We start from the raw sequence: 17966 nt of genomic DNA, 5'->3' as shown, positions 1-17966 counted from the left end.
TTCAGCTCCTTACCGCCGGCAGCTTCAGCGTAATGGAAGTGCCCACATTCAATTCGGACTTCAAATTCACTTCAAACAGATCGCCATAATACAGGCGGCAGCGGGAAAGCACATTTCGCAGACCGATGCTGTTTCCTTTATCGTTCAATATACCGACGCCGCTCCTCAGCTCTGTATCCGCAAGCACGCTGCGGATCAGTTCCTCGGACATGCCGATTCCGTTATCCTCGATGGTCAGCCACAGCTGGTTGCCTCGCAGCTCCGACGATATCGTTATTTCGGCGGTGTCGCCTTTTTCCAGGCTGTATTTAATCGCGTTCTCCACCAAGGGCTGCAAAATAAACTTCGCAATATGAAGCGACTCGGTTTGCGGATCGCAATGGATAGTGACGTTCAGATTATCTTGATGACGCAGGTGCAAAATGAACAAATAATCGCGGATATAGCCCATTTCCTCGCTGACCTTCACGAGGTCGCTGTCCAGTCTGAGCGAATATCTCATCATCTTGGCGAGCGCTTCCGTCGCGTCCATGACCAGCTCCTCCTGCTTCATCGCCGCCAACCCGCCTATAATCTCCAGTGTATTGTAATAAAAATGCGGATTAATCTGCAGCAGCAGCGCCTTGTATTCGGCGTTCTTGCGCCGCAGATCCGTCTCGAATTCAGTCTCGATCAAATACTTCAGCCTGTGGGTCATCTGCTCGAATACACTGGCGACATAATTCACTTCGCTCTGCCGTTTCCCGGCCTTGGGCATATGCTGCAGCGCAAGATCGAACCGCCCGTGCTTGACATGCCTCATCGCCCGCGCCATGGCGCTAAGCGGCCTTGTAATCCCGATCGACAGCCACAGAGCGACCGCGATAACAACCACCAGCAGACCGAGGCTTCCCAGCAGCAGCGTCTGCTTGATCCGGGTAATCTTCGCATACAGCTCCGCTTCGGGCACTTCCCCGATAATAATCCAGTTCTGCGCTGGCAGCTTGCGGTAGAACAAGAGATAATCCCGATCCTTCTGCCGCAGCGGAATGATGCCGCTGATGATTCCGGTGGAGTGCGCCTTGACATATGCCAATCCCTCGCTGACCACCTGCTTGCTGTCCCCGAGATTCTGGTCAAGCACGCTCGTCCCTTCCTCGGTCAGCAAAAAAGCTCTTCCGCTGCTGCCGAACCGGATCTTGTCAATATCGCTGCGCAGCAAACTGGTCGGGTAATTGATCTTGAGAAACCCGATATTGCTCAGGGACTGAAGCTGAACGAGGGGAACGACAAGGCTGTTCACTTCTCTCCCGCGCATGCTCTCATCGCTCTGATCGGGGTCATGGTGGGCCCCGGTCCAACGGATATTCATATGCATGTACTGCTTGTACCACTCTCTGTCCTTATAGCTTCGATCCTGCGTCCAGATTCCTCCCCCGTCATCCCTGAACGCAGAAATGGAGATGATGTTGGAGTTGTTGATGGCATAAGAGGAGAAAAAATTCCGCAGCTGCTGCATCGCCAAATACCGTTCTCCGGCTGTGCCGCTTCCGTTTAAACTTGTGGTAATCCACTGCTGGGTGAACGGGCTGCTGAGCACCTGCTTGCCTGTGTCTTCGATCTGCAGGAGCAGCGTATCGGCATGGGATGCGAACTGGTCGATCGTCTGAAGCGTCGAGGTCTCAATCGAAGATTGGATCTGCTTCGCCGACTCCTTGCTCAGAATGAACACGACGGCGGTAAAAGGAATAATCAGCAATATCGAAAAAGACAGCATCAATCGGCTTCGCAGCGAGTACGGCATGTTGTTACAGCTCCTGTCTAAGGCCCCGCTTCTTGCTTTACGGACCGGAAAACTTTAATCAGTATAGTCGCTTTTTACCCAAAAAGAAATGTGTTTCATCTACTTTCCGCCCCAACGTCCGAAAAGAGACGGCCGGATTTCCGGACGCCTCTTCTCCAACCTATTCGTTGCTCTCCCGCTTGCTTTCGGGAAGGCGGTTATTTTTGCGGCAGGTCGGCATAAGCCTTGTCGATCTTGGTGATGGCATCGGCAACGGCGGCATCGACGTTCCGTCCGCTGATCGTCACTTCTTCGATCATCTTGTTCACCGCTTCGGACATTTGCGGGAAGATCGGAGTAATCGGACGCGGTCTGCCGTATTTTTGGTTCTGTACAACAAAGATGTTCTTCGGATATTCATTGAGTTCCGGGAATTGCTTCGCTACGGAGTAGCGGGCCGGAATATCTTTGGTCATCGAGCAGTAGGTCTTCGAGCCTTCGGCACCGGTAACGTAGTTGACGAACTGCCAAGCGGCTTCCGGGTTCTTGCTCTTCGCGGACACAGCCAGCGCCCAGCTTCCGTTCGCTACGGCCTGCTGCGTTTCCTTAGGCAGCGGAGCGATGTCGTAATCGACGCCAAGCTTGAAGTTCGGGAACTTATCGGCATAGTTGCCAAGAGACCACGAGCCGTCGATCGTCATGGCAAGCTGGTTGTTCGGGAACGGGTCCGGTGGGTATTCCAGAGAGGATACCTTGGACTTGTTATACAGATCCGAGAAGAATTGCAGCGCTTTTTTCGTTTCCGGCTTATCCAGGTAGCCTTTGGAGGTCGTTCCGTCCGGGCTCATGATATCGCCGCCGAATTGCCAGATGATCGGATACTTGAAGTAAGCCGTTCCGCCCGCGTTGCCGAAGCCTTGGGCCGGGTCGATGCCGTAGACGCCTTTGCCCGGATCGTTCAGCTTTTGAGCTGCTTCAAGCACTTGATCCCAAGTGATCGGCTCATCCGGATTCTTGGAAGGAAGCGGAATGCCTTTGGCTTCGAACATCTTCTTGTTATAGAACAAGGCGATCGAAGATTCGGTCAGTGGCGCCATGTAAATCTCGTTCTTGTAAGTATACGTTTTGATGGTGGACTCCGGAATATCTTCCAGATTGCCATCCTTTTTAAAATATTCCGTCAGCGGCTGCAGAGCGCCCGCCTGTGCGTAGGAAGCCATGTTCGGCGCGTCAATCGCCATAATATCCGGCGGGTTGCCCGAAGCGATGGATGTTCTGAGCTTTGTATCGTAATCCGCATAAGGGATCGGGCTCATCTCCACCTTGATGTCGGGATGACTCTCATTGAAGGAAGCCACCAGTTTGTCGTACGCCGCGTTCTCTGTGTCATTACCGGAGTTTCTCCAGAAGGTCAGCGTTACCTTCTCGCTCTTTGTCCCGGAAGAGTTCCCCTCCGCCGAGCTGTTGCCCCCTCCACTATTTCCGCATCCGGCTAACAGGCCGGTGATAAGCAGTGCGCTTATAGCCAATTTTGTTTTCTTTTTCAATTCTGTCCTCCCCTTTCTGTTATTGAATGCCCTTACATTGCAATCATAGCAGACCCTCTTCAGTATAAAATTCACTATTTTCTGCTTCGTCTTTATAAAATATTCGGGAATGATCCAGGGGCCCGCAACCGGCGGTTTCGCCTTGCCACATAGCAAAGAAACCACTTCCATAATTAGGAGAAAGCGGCTCTGCGCCAGCCTTTCCTATCGGATCTGTCCGGCTTCCAATACTCAAATCATAACAGATTTTAGACAGGACGGCCCTAAGCTCAGGAAAAACGGCGTCAGGGCCGCCTCCCGCTTCGCTTGGGGAGACGGCCCTGACGGCCTGATCAGACCGGCCTTTCGCCAGTCGTGCATTTTAATGGTCAAAGGGCTGGTTGCGGGCGCTCCTTCGCTCCTTGCTCCCGGATCGTCCGAAGAACGCCTGCTGAAGTCTAGATTCCCGGAGGAAACAGCGCGTCCCGGGCGGGACAAGGCTGGCGTTCCAGAAAGCGTTCCAGCTCCGCCGGCATCGGATTATAAATATCCTTCAACGAAGTTCCTTCATAGATGTTTCCGATAACAACCGGATGGCATAATTCGGAGATCAGGATATCGCCGTTGCCGTGCAGATGCAGCTGGGTCTTGCCTTCAATACAGTGCGAAAAATATACGCCGGGCTGCTCCCTGAAGCCCAGTTCCTCCATAAAGCGGTCCATGCAGGTGAAGTACAGCACGGTATCCTCTTTTTTGTGGGCGATCAGATCGTTGACCGAATTTTTCAGTGCTTCTCGGGCCGCAATTGATTTCCAGCCGCTGTGGTCCATAATGATGCTGTTCTGGATTTCGTGCGTGCGGACACCCATGTCGTAGACATGCTCGCTGATCTCCCGCATCCGGTGCTCGGTCTCGCTGAACAGCAGCGTTTCCAGCACGGTATCCACGTCCGTCTTCGCGAACTGCGTAATATTCTCCCTGATCTTCCGGTACACAGTCGGATGGATGTTGTAATAGCGCGAGAACTCATCCTCGTTCGTGAAATTAAACGAAATATGTATGGTCGTCAGTCCGGCTTTGGCAAGTCTGTCAATTCTCGAAGCGCTCAGCAGGCTGCCGTTGGAGTTAAGCTGCGTCTGGATTCCTCTCGAAGCGCAGTAGGTGACAACCTCCAGACAATCGTCGAACTTCAGCGTAACCTCGCCGCCGGACAGGCGGACTCTTTTTAAAGAAGGAAGCTCTTCAAGAATGCGGATAATCTCTTTCCCTTCAAGGCCCTGCCCGTCGTTCCGGTTGTAAGCGCAGCAGTAGTCGCAGCGGAAGTTGCAGTTCGACGTGACGCCGATTTCCAGCCCCTCCAGCTCCCAGGTTTGCGGTTTGACAAGCTCAAGTGATTTGTAAGTCATGCTCTTTAGGTCCTCCCGAGAAGTAATGATTGCGGGCTAAGGCCCGATGCTTGAACCTAAGTGATTATAGCGGTTTACGCTTCCGGAATATGTGACTTTTATCGTGATCGGGCGCACTACCTCCAAATACCGTTCATGTATAGTAAAACTATGAAAGAAACGCAAGCCTCATCCTGAAACTTTTAAAATTTGATTCAAATCCTCTTTTTTGAACGGCTGCCCGGATACAATGAATTTGCTGGTCAACCAATCAACCTACAGGAGGTCATATCATATGATTGCAAATCTCAAGATTGCCGACAACACGTACTGGGTCGGAAAAATAGACGACCGTGAAGTTCCGTTCCACCGTCTCGTGCTGGCAAAGGGCACAACCTACAATTCCTATTTGTTAAAAACGGGCAAGCCGACCGTCATCGACACCGTGGATATGGAGTTCGGACGGGAATATGCGGAACACCTGGCTGAAATGATCGATCCGCTCGACATTCATTATATTGTCATCAACCATACCGAACCCGACCACTCCGGCGGACTGGCCGCTCTCGCGGGCAAGGCCGTCAATGCCGTTATCGTCTGTACGGAAATCGCCGTGCCGGAGCTGCAGGAAATGTACAAGCTTCACAACCGGAATTTCCTTGTTGTCAAAGACGGAGACACGCTTGATATCGGCGGCAAGACGCTGCTGTTTAAAGAAACGCCGTACCTTCACACCGCGGAAACGATGATCACCTACTGCATCGAAGATAAAATCCTGTTCCCGTGCGATATTTTCAGCACGCATGTCGCGGCGAAGCGCCTGTTCGCTGACGAAGCCGGCTTTGATATCACCGAGGATTTCAAGGGCTATTACACGGCCATTATTCATCCGCACCGCAGATATGTAAGAACGCTGATTGAAGCGGTCAAGGATCTGGACATTGAAATGATCGCTCCCTCCCACGGATTCGTCCTCCGTCAGGAAGTGCGTAAATATATCGACCTGTACGCCGAGCTGAGCCGTGAAACGACTCAAGGGAAAAAAGCGGCCATCGTCTATACCACCATCAGAAACAATACCCGGAAAATGGCTAAAATCCTGGAGGATTCCCTTCAGCAGAACGGGATCGAGACAGCGGTCTGGGATGCCGACAAAGCGGATGCGGCGGATATTCTGGCCAGCGTCTCGGCAGCCGATGCCGTCTTCGTTGGCAGCTCCACCCGGTATGCGGATATGATCGGAAACCTGGAGCCGGTTCTTGTGCAGATGCAGTCGATGAACCTTGAAGGGAAGCTGGCTGCGGCCTTTGGCTCATACGGATGGAGCGGTGAAGCGATAGAGGTTATCCAGGATTATTTGAACGGAACCAACATGAACGTGCAGAGCACTTCAGAAGTTATTAAGACTACAGGGATGACTCATGTGGAATTTCCGGTAAGAGTCCGCTTCTCGCCCAAAGAACCCGAAAAAGAACAAAAAATCAGACATGCGGCGGAATTCGTTTCAGACCTGCTGCTTAACTCATTTTAGGAAGGAGCGTACCAATATGACGAAGCCCTATGTCATTATCGGCGGCGGCGTGGCTGCCGTTCATGCGGCAAAGGCGATCCGGGACCGTGACGATGCGGCGGAAATCATTATTTTCGGCGAAGAGAACCATCTTCCTTACAACCGGATCAAGCTGACTAAGGGTTTGTTCACCGACCTGCACAGTGAAAAGGTGCTCATTAAAAAAGAAAAATGGTATCTCGCCAACCGGATAACCGTGCACACTGGAGCACGCGCCGTATCTATCCGTCCGGATCTCTGCCAGGTCGAGACGGGGGATGGAAGAACGTGGGAATACGGCAAGCTGCTCCTGTGTATGGGTGCCCGGAACCGCGCGCTCCCCGTTCCGGGAGCCGGCCTTCCCGGGGTTCACTCGATCCGGGATATGAAGGATGCCGATACGCTCAAGTCCAGCCTCGCAAGCGGCAGCCGCGTCGCCGTCATCGGCGGAGGCGTTCAGGGGCTGGAAACGGCATGGGCGCTGTGTGAAGCCGGTTACGCCGTAACTGTCATCGAAGCCTCTCCCCGGCTGATGGCCCGTCAGCTCGACCCCCATTCCTCGGAGCGCCTCCGGTCGGAGCTGGAACGTTCCGGCGTCACGGTTCGCCTGCATTCCGGCGTTGCCGCTATCGAGGGAACCGGGTCGGTTCAGGGAATCCGGCTGGAAGACGGCTCCCTAATTCCCTGCGATCATGCTGTCTATTCCATTGGCATCCAGCCGAATACGTCTATCGTCAAAGGTACGGACATTGAGGTCCGGAACGGCATCGTTGTGAATGACCGCCTGGAAACGAGCGTAGCGGGCATATATGCCGCCGGTGACGTAGCCGAACTGAACGGACATGTGGAGGGGCTATGGGGAGGAGCGCTCGAACAGGGCCGCACGGCGGGCTTCAATATGGCGGCAGGCGACCCGGAAGTCTACGTCAAAGCGGTGCCCCTCACTCTTTTTAACGCCTTCGGCATCTCGCTGTTCTCCATCGGAACCGTCGATGAAGACCGGTGTGACCTCATGCTGTCCGGTGAGCAAAACGGAGTGTACACAGCCCTTTTTATAAAAGGGAACACCATCGTTGGCGCTATTTCCTGGGAAGGCGCAGCCGCCTCCCTCGTTTACAAGGAAGCCATCGAGCAAAGAATCGGGCTTGAAGGTATCGCGCTTGCCGGTATGGATGCAGTCTCGGTTATAGATGAAGTGAAGTCCAGACTGAGCGGGAAGACATGCAGCGCCTAACTTAATTTACATTCAGGAGATGATTAGGATGAAAAAATACATCTGTGAGCCTTGCGGTTATATATACGATCCGGCGGTCGGCGACCCCGATGAGGATGTCGCTCCAGGAACAGCTTTTGAGGACCTGCCCGAAGATTGGGTCTGCCCCGTCTGCGGCGAGGATAAAGACCATTTCGCGCCGGTTGAAGGCGCTCAAGCTTAAACCGGCGTCTGCAGCATGAAGCAAAGACCGGCGCCATGACCGTGAGAACAGGAGTGATGAGAGATGAACAAGCATTCATGCCAATACGCCGCTGAGCCCTGCACCCGGAAGGTACCGATCTTTGCTGCGCTCACTGATCAGGATTTGTCCCGCATCGGGGCCATGATCAAACACCGGAAATATGACAAGGGACAAGCGCTGGTTCTGGAGGAGCAGCCTTCGGATACGCTCTTTATTATCCGCCAGGGCCATGTGAAATTGTCCAAAATGACCCCCCAGGGGAAAGAGCAAATTTTGCGCATACTGACAGCGGGCGAGTTCTTTGGCGAGCTCAGTATTTTTGGCGGCGGGGAGCTCAGCAACTTCAGTGCCTATGCGCTGCAGGATACCGCTATTTGCAAGCTGACCCGGACCGATATGGAGACAATTATTACCGAAAATCCGGATATTTCGCTCCGGCTGTTGAAGGCCGTTACCCAGCGTCTCGCCCATACGGAAAATTTGGCGCAGAGTCTTGCAACCAAAGATCCGGAAATCCGGATCGCCCATATGATACTGGAGCTGGGTGTCAAATACGGTAAGCAGCGGGATGGTGGCTTTGACATACAGCTCCCCCTGTCCCGGGAAGAAATGGCCAATTATGTCGGTGTAACCCGGGAGACGATCAGCCGAAAATTCGCCCGGTTCGAGGAACTGAAGCTGATCAAGCTCATCGGCAACAAGCGGTTGGTTCTGAAAGATCCGGCAGCCTTGGAAAAATATTTGGATTAGCGATGAATGAGAACGGGTGTCATGCCTTTTGGCCTGACACCCGTTTTTTTATGTCTATTACGACGGTTAATTTGACATTAAATTTAATTTGACAGTTACTATCATTTTATATAGAATGCCATTATCAACTTCATTTATTGAAAGGTGGTTTATCGAAATGACGGATTCTTCAAGATCAAAATGGTGGGTTCTCTTCGCGCTCACCTTCGGTTTGCTCGCTGTCGGTCTGGATATGACCGTTCTGAATGTGGCTCTGCCGACTCTGGCCATGGATATGCAGGCATCCACTAGCCAACTGCAATGGATTCTGGACTCCTATAATCTTGTGCTCGCGGCTATGCTGCTTCCTGCAGGTATGTTGGGCGACCGTTTCGGACGAAAAAAGCTGCTTCTGCTCGCCCTTGTCCTGTTCGGGGCTGCTTCGGCCGCCTGCGCCTACTCCGGCACTCCCGCCATGATGATCGGCATGCGGTCGCTGCTCGGCCTCGGCGCGGCATTTCTGATTCCGCTGTCGATGTCCGTGCTTCCTGTTATGTTCTCCGGCGAGGAACGGACGAAAGCCATGATCATCTGGGCCAGCGCCAACATGCTCGGCATCCCTCTGGGTCCCATCCTTGGCGGTTGGCTGCTGAACCATTACAGCTGGGGCTCCGTCTTTCTGCTCAACCTCCCGCTGATCGCGATCGCTTTGATCGCCGTCACGCTGCTCATGCCGGAATCCCGAAGCGCCGAGCGTCCCCGCTTGGATATTCCCGGCGTCCTCGCTTCCAGCCTGGGTCTTACCGGCATTACCTACGGAGTGATCCGCGCCGGTGAGCACGGCTGGGGAAATACGGGAACGCTCGGCTCTCTCATTGCGGGAACATTGATTTTGACGGCCTTTATTCTGTGGCAGCGCCGCACGAAGCACCCGCTGATCGATTTGTCCCTGTTCCGGTCTTCCAGCTTTACTTGGGGCACAATCCTGGCCACCACCGTTTCCTTCGCCATGTTTGGTCTGCTCTTTGTCATGCCCCAATACTTTCAGGCCGTGAACGGAGCCGACGCCTTGGGTACCGGTCTTCGCCTGCTCCCCATGATCGGCGGTCTTATCGTCGGGGCGAAAGCGGCCCAGGCCCTTATTCCGCGGTTTGGGGCCAAGTACACCGCCGCGGCAGGCTTTGCGTTAATGACGGCCGGGCTGCTCGTGGGGACGGCCACCGGCTTGGATACCAGCTACGGATTCGCCGCTTTCTGGATCAGCGTATCCGGACTCGGCCTTGGATTCGTGCTGCCTACCGCCATGGACTCGGCGCTCGGCGAGTTGTCGGCGGAGCGCAGCGGTGTCGGTTCCGCCCTGATCATGGCGATGCGCCAAGTCGGCGGCGCAGTTGGAGTAGCCCTGCTTGGGGCGGCGCTTAACTCCACCTATCGCGCCAATCTCGCGCTCGGCGGACTGGGCAGCCAAACCGCCGACACGATCAAGCAGAGCGTATCCGCTGGAGCCGCGGCGGCGCGGCAGGCTGGGTCCGATGCGCTGCTGGCTGAAGTCCGGTCAGCTTTTGTCCAAGGGATGGATACTATGCTGTGGATTTGCGGAGGCATTGCTGCGGTCAGCTTCCTGCTTGCCCTCCTCTTCCTTCCCCGGAAAGCCGTAAGAAAGGACCAAGCGGTCCAGCCTCCGGCGGGGCTTGCCTGATCAAGCAGGGTTGTCCATGAGCCGAGAAAAAAGGTACACTAAGAGAGGGCCCCTCTACCGGAGTCTCGCTGAAAAGGGTTGATGGAGGGATTGCCGTGCCTGATTTAACTCGGCCAAAGGTCGGACTGCGTGAACGAAAGAAAATCAAGACGAGAGCCTCAATACAGCAAAACGCCATGCGGCTGTTCCGAGAGCAGGGCTATCAGGCCACCACCGTGGAACAGATTGCCGAAGCCGCTGAAATATCGCCCAGCACATTCTTCCGGTATTTTGCGACCAAAGAAGCCGTTGTGCTTGAGGACGACTACGATCCGCTGCTGATCGAGACTTATCGGAACCAGCCTCCCGGGTTGAACGTCATCCAGGCATTCCGGAATGCCGTCCGCGAAGGCTTCCTGCTTATTCCCGAGGAGGAGCGCGATGATATTTGGGAACGCGTCTCGCTGGCCATGTCCATACCCGAGCTGCGCATCGCAATGATTCACCAAATTACCGGAACTGCCGAGATGCTGGCCCGCATTATTGCCGAACGCGCGGGACTGGACGCCGGTGATCTGAAGGTCCGAAATGTGGCCGCTGCCGTTATCGGCTTGGTCATTTCTGCGCAAATATATTATTTCGAACACCCGGAAAAAGATTTTCTGGAGATACTGGATGAATCCCTGGCGCATTTGCAAGACGGGTTCCCGCTTTGATGCGGCTGTCCGCTCCGATAGGACAGATGACAGGAGACAATGCCTGCTTGGATTAGCGGATACCGCAAAGCGACCGTATACGAAACGAGGCTGACCGAAGGTAATTTTTGATCCCCTTCGGTCAGCCTCGTTCGTTTTATTCGCTCAATTGTTCGCTCTAAGATTTGCTCAATTCCACCGACTTGTTCATTTCATTCCACGCCTTCTGGCCGATCAGGCCCAGACGCCAGACGGCGATCCCCTTCAGGCCGTAACGCTTGGCAAGGCCGATTTTCGTATTGACGGAGCTTTCGTTCTCGCTATAGAGAGAGACGCCCAGCACGATCTTGTCCTTGGTCGTCTGTTTCAGGGCGAGCCGGATCGCTTCGTCTACTTTAGCCGTCGGTTCGGGACGTTGTTCGTCCTCGTAGGCGTAAGCCATCACAATCAAATCATCGGCCAAAGACGCGAGCGTCTTGTAATCATAGCCGGTGTAAGAGCTGTTGATCGGATGGACGGCGATGCTGAGCTTCAGCCCCTGCGCGCGCGCCTTGCCGGACAGATTTTTCACAAAAGCGTTATAATCCGCCGCCGCCTTTGCCTTGTCTCCGGTCATGCCGAGCCCCTCCAGATCCAGCACGATGCCTTTGAAGCCTTTCTGCACAGCCAGCTCTATGATATTCGCAATCGTTCTCTCCTGAAGCGCCTTATCTTCCAGGTTCTTGGTCACTTCAAGACCGTCGTCTCCGGAATAGACCATAAGATATGGCGTTGTTCCTCCGGCATCTGCGTTCTGTACAATATATTCCGGCGTAATATCGCCGTCTGCCTTCGGCCAGTAGTGATCCGCGCCCGTGGTGGTCAGCTCGCCGTTCTTGTCCAGCCGGCTCCATCCAAACGCCATCGCGTCGAAATCCGGGAGCAGCGCATATTCGCTGTATGAGGACATCGCATAAAAGCCCAGCGTGTACATCTCCGTCTTCGGCGAGGTGATCGACACCGTCTTCGTAGATTGATTCCACGATACCTTTGCACCGAACTGCTGGCTAAAGAAGCTCAGCGGGATCATCGTTGTACCGCGAATCGTCTGCGGCGCGACCGCCAGCTTCGCTGAACCGCCATTTACCAGCGCGGTCTTGCTGCCGAGCGTCAGAACCACATTTTTTACTACCGCCTTGTCCACTCTGGAGGCGGTAATTCGCTTCGCGCTCTGATTCCACTGCACTTTTATGCCCAGCGCTTCGGAGATGGCCCGGAACGGTACCATCGTCGTACCATTCTTGACCAAAGGCTCCACCGGAAATGGCAGCGGATAGCCGTCAAGTATAATCGAGACTTCCCCGGCCGCCGAAGCGGTCCCGGGCACGGCGGCCGGGGCGCTCCCCAGCAGCAGCGCGCCGCATAGCAATATTTTTCCCCAATGCTTCATTTGTCCAATTCTCCTGTTCCCTATAAAAATAGCAGCCCCTATCTTTAAACGCGACGAGAGAAGAATAGTTGCCATTTTTCAGGGAATTCTCACAAAAAAAGAAGCCGCCGACCTCCGAGAGCCTGTCCTCTATGAAAGATTTCCGTTTCGTTACTAATAAACATGGCTCCGGTCCGCTTCCTTCAGCCGGGTTAGCTCCCCAATTTGCGTTAATATGCTCTCCATAGAGGCGTGGTCGTTCACATCGTACTCGTCGATATTGAGCCGCAGCACCGGGCAAACGTCAAAGCCGTCAATCCATGCCGAATACCGTTCATACATTTTCTCCCAATAGGTTCGGTCAGTCCGAATCTCCATTTCGCGCCCGCGTTCCTTAATCCGGCACAGAATAGACGGGAGGGCGCCTTCCAAATAAATCAGCACATGGGGATGCGGAAAATAAGGCGTCATCACCATCGCCTCGTAGAGGCTGGTATATGTAGCGTAATCCGTCACGGACATCGTACCCTGATCGGCATGCATTTTGGCGAAAATGCCGGTATCCTCATAAATCGAACGGTCCTGCACGAAGCCCCCGCCCAATTCATGCATCCTCTTCTGCTCCTTAAACCTTTCGGCAAGAAAATAGATTTGCAGATGGAAGCTCCAGCGCTCAAAATCAACATAGAATTTCTCCAGATACGGATTATGCTCAACCTGCTCCAGCGAGGTCCGAAAGCCGAGGCTCTTCGCCAAGGCTGCCGTCAAGGTGGATTTGCCTACGCCGACGGTTCCGGCCACCGTGATCAGCGCATTTTCCGGGATATGATATCGGTTCATTATGTAAGCTCCTTTACCTGGGAAAGCTCCCTGTCTGAATACATAAGCTAAAAACAACCAGATCATTGTATCACAGCCTCCGGACCGGCGCATAAAAAATTGTGGGTTTGGATGAAATAAACTCCATCGACATCTTTCTTCGCGGCATTCGAAACCGTTCATGGTTTTGAATGCCTTTTTCATATGTAAAATCAGCTGCTATAAGCAACGGCATCGAGCATACATAAGCAAGTCGGATTCACGAAATCGGTAGTGGTTGTCATTCGCGCAGGAAAATGATCCTTCTTGAAATATTTATAAAACACATCCTTCGCTACTCTGAAATCCTCAATATTCTTGAGATACAGATTGATCTGGACAATATCGCCAAATGTCGCTCCGGCCGATTCCAAGGTAGCCGCCAGGCTGTCGAAGCTGGCTTCCATTTGGTGTACGATATCATTTGATTCATGCCCACCTGCGTGATGCGAAAGAAAGATAAAATCCCCTGCCGTTACGTAAGATGAGCAGGTATCATCTCCATAATGCGATGACGTTCTGATAATCATCTCAAACATCCTTTCCGGTGGAAAATAATTACTTATCGCCATTTTACCAAACATGTGTTCGCAAATCAACCTTTATTATTACATATAAAAGGCCCTTTCGGACTGAGTCCGAAAAGGCCTTGGAATTATGCCGTCTGCTATGGGTCAATCGGCGTTGAATCAGCTCAGCGTAGCAAGATCCTCCCGCTTGAAGGGCTGCAGTTCTTCGATGCGATTGTCGCGGATCTTGGCCGCCCACGCGGGGTCGGTCAGCAGTGCTCGACCAACTGCGACGAGGTCGAACTCTCCGCGCTCCAGACGCTCGATCAGGCTGTCAAGGCCGGCATACTGCCCGCCCTTGCCCTCCTCGAACAGGCTTGTGAAATCGGAGTCCAAGCCGATAGAGCCTACGGTAATAGCCGGCTTGCCGGTCAGCTTCTGAGTCCAGCCCGCCAGATTGAGATCCGAGCCCTCGAACTCCGGTTCCCAGAAGCGGCGCGTAGAGGCATGGAAAATATCAACGCCTGCCGCAGACAACGGCGCGAGGAAGCGCTCCAGCTCCTCCGGGTTAGCTGCCAGCTTGACGCCGTAATCGACCGGCTTCCACTGGGAGAAACGGAAGATAATCGGGAAGTCAGGACCGACCGCAGCTCGCACCGCCTCGATGATCTCTACCGCGAATCGGGTGCGGCCAACCAGGTCGCCGCCATACTCATCCGTACGCTTATTGGTAAAGTCCCAGAAGAACTGGTCAATGAGATAGCCGTGCGCGCCGTGGATCTCCACCGCGTCAAATCCGGCGCTCTTCGCATCGGCAGCGGCCTGGGCATAAGCCTGCACGAGACCGCGAATCTCTTCAACCGTTAGCGGTTCTGATACCTGCTCACCGGTCAGGCTGAGGCCCGACGGCCCGATCGGGTCGGCATTCGAATCCGGGAAATTCTTCCGATCGCGGGCGGTTCCGGTATGCCAAATCTGCGGAGCGATTTTGCCGCCCGCTTCATGAACTTCGCGAACGACGCGCGCCCATCCTTCCAGAGCTTCCTCTCCGTAAAAATGCGGCACGCCGCTGTCAGCAGCCGCAGCAGGATGGTTAATGACTGTTCCTTCGGTGATGATGAGACCGACGCCGTTTTCCGCCCTCCGGCGGTAATATCCGGCCACGTCTGGACCTGGAACGCCTGTTGGCGAAAAGGATCGGGTCATCGGGGCCATGACAATACGATTTTCAAGCTTCAATCGGCCGCTTTCAAAAGGCTTGAACAGAGCCGCAGCTGTTTTGGATACAGTCATCTCATTCTCTCCTCCTATATAGAAAAAGGCATTAATCTGTAAATACAAATATATAGATTAATCGATGGAAATGCAAGCAATACGGTGAAAACCTTCAGAGCTGCTACTTCTTCGCCTGCAGTCCGGCCTCAAAGCCCTCCAAAAAGGCTGCGATCGCCTCTTCATTTCGCCTGTAATAGGTCCATTGGCCAAAGCGGCGGGACTCCAGCAGTCCGGCCTTCTGCATAGATGACAGGTATGAGGAGATGACCGACTGCGCAAGACCGGATTTTTCCTGAATGCTTCCCACGCAGACACCGCCCGGGAACTCTTCTTTAATGACATTAGGCAGATTCTCATTCATTTTTTCCGGCTCCCGCAGCCAGCAAAGGATGTTTAGGCGGGTCTCATTAGACAGTGCCTTCAGTACCGCAAGAATATCTTCATTTTTCATTACTCGACACCCATTCTTGGTTGTTTTGTTCCCAGTATACCAAAAGTTCTACCTATATAGAAAAGAAACGGCTTCACTGTCCTCTGAAAGAGGAAGGTAACCGTTTCTCGTAAAAATATCAGAAAAAGGATATGGGCGCAGCTGACTCTTTCTGATATTTCGAAAGAAGGACAGCCGGTAAGCTGCCCTTCTCCCACACACAGATATGAATTGGCTTCATATCATTTTCTGTCTACGCCTGCCTTACGACAAGCGGCCGCTGTAATCCTCATAGCCGAAGGTACGAATCACCTTGACGCCTTCCTCATCGTTGTAGGACACGATGGACGGCAGGTTCACTCCGTTGAACATGTGGTTCTTGACCATCGAGTAATGCGCCATGTCGAGGAATACGAGACGGTCGCCGTTCTTGAGCGGCTGCTTGAACGAATAATCGCCGATAATGTCCCCTGCGAGACAGGTCAGTCCACCGAGGCGGTACGTATGCTCATACTCGTTCGGCTGCCCCGCACCTATGATGTTCGGCCGGTAAGGCATGGCCAGCACATCGGGCATATGGCATTCCGCCGAGGTGTCGAGAATGGCAATTTCCATGCCGTTCTTGACCACGTCCAGCACTGTCGCCACCAGATATCCGGTATTCAGGGCGATGGCTTCGCCCGGTTCCAGGTAAATCTGGAGGTTGTATTTTTCCTTCATATATAAAATACAGCGCACAAGCGTCTCCACATCGTAATCGGGACGCGTAATATGATGCCCGCCGCCGAAATTGAGCCACTTCATGCCTTTCAAATATGGACCGAATTTCTCGTCCACGACCTTGATCGTCCGCTCCAGTGTATCCGAGTTCTGCTCGCACATCGTATGGAAATGCAGGCCTTCGATGCCGTCCAACTCCTCCGGCCGGAAGTTATCCAGCGTCACGCCCATTCTGGAATTGTTGTAGCAGGGATCGTAGAGCGGAATCTCGATTTCGGAATACTCGGGATTCACGCGGATGCCGCAGCTGATATGCTTCGGAGCGCTCTGAACCTTCTCCTTGTAGCGACTCCACTGGTCGAAGGAGTTAAAAACAATATGATCGCTGTACTCCATCAGCTCATCGAATTCCGAGTCCACATACGCCGGAGCGTAGGCGTGAACCTCTTTGCCCATTTTTTCGTAACCGAGACGGGCTTCGAACAAGGAGCTGGAAGTGACGCCTTTCAGATATTTCCCTACAAGCGGGTAGAGAGCATGCATGGAAAAGCCTTTTTGGGCCAGCAGGATATGCGCGCCCGTACGCTCCTGAACAGAGTTCAGCAGCTCAAGATTTTTGACAAGAAGCCTTTCGTCTACAACATAACTTGGTGAAGGAACCGCGCTGAAATTAATCTCTTTCATCACAAATCCTAATCCAGCAGCGTCGGCGAGAAATCTTCCTGCCACGGCAGTCCTTTAGTATTCAGCAGCTCCATGAACGGGTCTGGGTCCAGTTCTTCCACGTTGTAAACGCCCGGTTTCATCCAGGTTCCCTTAATCATCAGCATCGCGCCGATCATGGCCGGTACGCCGGTCGTGTAGGAAATGGCCTGGGAGCCAACTTCACGATAGCATTCTTGATGGTCGCATACATTGTAGACGTAGTAATTCTTCGGCTCGCCGTCTTTGGTGCCCTGAGCGATAATGCCGATGTTCGTCTTGCCCTTCGTTCTCGGTCCGAGCGACGCCGGGTCCGGCAGAACCGCCTTCAGGAATTGCAGCGGAATGATCTCCTTGCCTTCGAACACAATCGGCTCGATGGAAGTCATGCCGACGTTCTCCAGCACCTTCAGGTGAGTCAGGTAGTTCTGGGAGAAGGTCATCCAGAAGCGGATTTTCTTGATTCCCGTAATATTTTTGGCCAGGGATTCCAGCTCTTCATGATACAGCAGGTAAATGTCCTTCGGTCCGATTTCCGGCAGGTCGTATACCTTCTTCTCGGAAAGCGGCGGCGTTTCAATCCATTCGCCGTTCTCGTAGTAGCGTCCGTTGGCGGTAATTTCGCGGATGTTGATCTCCGGGTTGAAGTTGGTCGCGAAAGGATAGCCGTGATCGCCCGCGTTGGCGTCAACAATATCGATCGTGTGAATTTCGTCAAAATAATGCTTGAGCGCATAGGCCGAGAATACGCCGGTTACACCCGGATCAAAGCCGCAGCCCAGTACAGCCATAATGCCGGCTTCTTCGAATTTCTTCTTGTACGCCCACTGCCAGCTGTATTCGAATTTCGCCGTTTCCGGCGGCTCGTAGTTCGCGGTATCCAGATAATGCACGCCCGTTGCAAGGCAGGCATCCATAATGGTCAGGTCCTGGTAAGGGAGCGCCACGTTAATAACGACGTCCGGCCCAAAGCTTTTGATGAGCTGAATTACCTCTTCGGTATTGTCGGCGTCAACCCGGGCCGTCTGGATTTTCGTGCGGCCTCCGTCCAATTTCTTTTTCAAAGCTTCGCATTTTTCTACCGTTCTGCTCGCAATACAGATCTCCTCAAAAACATCCGGGTTCTGGCAGCATTTATGAACAACAACGCTTGCGACGCCGCCAGCGCCGATAATTAACGCTTTTCCCAAAATGAAAGACCTCCTCAAAAAAAGTGTAATGGTGAAATTGAAATAGCTTCATTAAATATGATTTCAGCAAAACTCGCTTGGAAAGCGCATGCT

16 protein-coding genes are annotated in these 17966 nt (G+C 53.4%); 6 read left to right on the top strand and 10 right to left on the bottom strand.

What is annotated here, in order from left to right; translation table 11 throughout:
- Position 1: 1 nt before the first annotated feature.
- From PSAB_RS09575 to PSAB_RS09565, 3 genes are all read right to left on the bottom strand, one after another.
- On the bottom strand, positions 2–1783 hold the full coding sequence (locus PSAB_RS09575) for a cache domain-containing sensor histidine kinase (protein ID WP_025334361.1): 1782 nt from the start codon (positions 1781–1783) through the stop codon (positions 2–4).
- A 197-nt stretch (positions 1784–1980) separates the two neighbouring features.
- Positions 1981–3309 (bottom strand): ABC transporter substrate-binding protein, encoded by a 1329-nt coding sequence (locus PSAB_RS09570; RefSeq protein WP_025334360.1) that lies wholly within the window; start codon positions 3307–3309, stop codon positions 1981–1983.
- Between the two features lie 437 nt (positions 3310–3746).
- Positions 3747–4694, bottom strand: coding sequence for a radical SAM protein (locus PSAB_RS09565; protein ID WP_025334359.1), 948 nt, complete (start codon positions 4692–4694; stop codon positions 3747–3749).
- Positions 4695–4968: 274 nt separating this feature from the next.
- Here PSAB_RS09565 and PSAB_RS09560 point away from each other — a divergent pair, with 274 nt between their 5' ends.
- The 6 genes from PSAB_RS09560 (at position 4969) to PSAB_RS09535 (ending at position 10802) form a co-directional block, all read left to right on the top strand.
- Complete coding sequence (locus tag PSAB_RS09560; protein WP_025334358.1) at positions 4969–6204, top strand: FprA family A-type flavoprotein; 1236 nt, start codon at positions 4969–4971, stop codon at positions 6202–6204.
- Between the two features lie 16 nt (positions 6205–6220).
- Positions 6221–7456, top strand: a complete 1236-nt coding sequence (locus tag PSAB_RS09555) for an NAD(P)/FAD-dependent oxidoreductase (RefSeq protein WP_025334357.1) — start codon at positions 6221–6223, stop codon at positions 7454–7456.
- 28 nt (positions 7457–7484) lie between these two features.
- A complete protein-coding gene (gene rd / locus PSAB_RS09550) occupies positions 7485–7658 on the top strand; it encodes a rubredoxin (protein WP_025334356.1) in 174 nt (57 codons plus the stop codon).
- A gap of 63 nt (positions 7659–7721) precedes the next feature.
- Positions 7722–8429: a Crp/Fnr family transcriptional regulator gene (locus PSAB_RS09545; protein ID WP_025334355.1), complete on the top strand. Its 708-nt coding sequence runs from the start codon at positions 7722–7724 to the stop codon at positions 8427–8429.
- Positions 8430–8586: 157 nt separating this feature from the next.
- Positions 8587–10107, top strand: a complete 1521-nt coding sequence (locus PSAB_RS09540; protein WP_025334354.1) for an MFS transporter — start codon at positions 8587–8589, stop codon at positions 10105–10107.
- 95 nt (positions 10108–10202) lie between these two features.
- Entirely contained in the window at positions 10203–10802 is a 600-nt protein-coding gene (locus PSAB_RS09535; RefSeq protein WP_025334353.1) for an acyl-CoA-like ligand-binding transcription factor, read from the top strand.
- 157 nt (positions 10803–10959) lie between these two features.
- On the opposite strand, the gene PSAB_RS09530 is transcribed toward PSAB_RS09535, so the two are convergent.
- The 7 genes from PSAB_RS09530 to PSAB_RS09500 form a co-directional block, all read right to left on the bottom strand.
- Positions 10960–12210, bottom strand: coding sequence for a stalk domain-containing protein (locus tag PSAB_RS09530; RefSeq protein WP_025334352.1), 1251 nt, complete (start codon positions 12208–12210; stop codon positions 10960–10962).
- Between the two features lie 153 nt (positions 12211–12363).
- Positions 12364–13029, bottom strand: coding sequence for a deoxynucleoside kinase (locus PSAB_RS09525; protein WP_025334351.1), 666 nt, complete (start codon positions 13027–13029; stop codon positions 12364–12366).
- A 191-nt stretch (positions 13030–13220) separates the two neighbouring features.
- Complete coding sequence (locus PSAB_RS09520; RefSeq protein ID WP_025334350.1) at positions 13221–13577, bottom strand: RidA family protein; 357 nt, start codon at positions 13575–13577, stop codon at positions 13221–13223.
- 159 nt (positions 13578–13736) lie between these two features.
- Positions 13737–14849, bottom strand: a complete 1113-nt coding sequence (locus PSAB_RS09515; RefSeq protein WP_025334349.1) for an NADH:flavin oxidoreductase — start codon at positions 14847–14849, stop codon at positions 13737–13739.
- Positions 14850–14952: 103 nt separating this feature from the next.
- Positions 14953–15282, bottom strand: a complete 330-nt coding sequence (locus PSAB_RS09510; protein ID WP_025334348.1) for an ArsR/SmtB family transcription factor — start codon at positions 15280–15282, stop codon at positions 14953–14955.
- 243 nt (positions 15283–15525) lie between these two features.
- Positions 15526–16665: a carboxynorspermidine decarboxylase gene (nspC, locus tag PSAB_RS09505; protein WP_025334347.1), complete on the bottom strand. Its 1140-nt coding sequence runs from the start codon at positions 16663–16665 to the stop codon at positions 15526–15528.
- An 8-nt stretch (positions 16666–16673) separates the two neighbouring features.
- Positions 16674–17873: a saccharopine dehydrogenase family protein gene (locus PSAB_RS09500; protein ID WP_025334346.1), complete on the bottom strand. Its 1200-nt coding sequence runs from the start codon at positions 17871–17873 to the stop codon at positions 16674–16676.
- Positions 17874–17966 lie beyond the last annotated feature (93 nt).

Origin of the sequence: Paenibacillus sabinae T27 (genome assembly GCF_000612505.1) — a bacterium.
Lineage (GTDB): Bacteria > Bacillota > Bacilli > Paenibacillales > Paenibacillaceae > Paenibacillus_AQ > Paenibacillus_AQ sabinae.
This window is presented reverse-complemented; position numbering and strand designations above follow the sequence as displayed.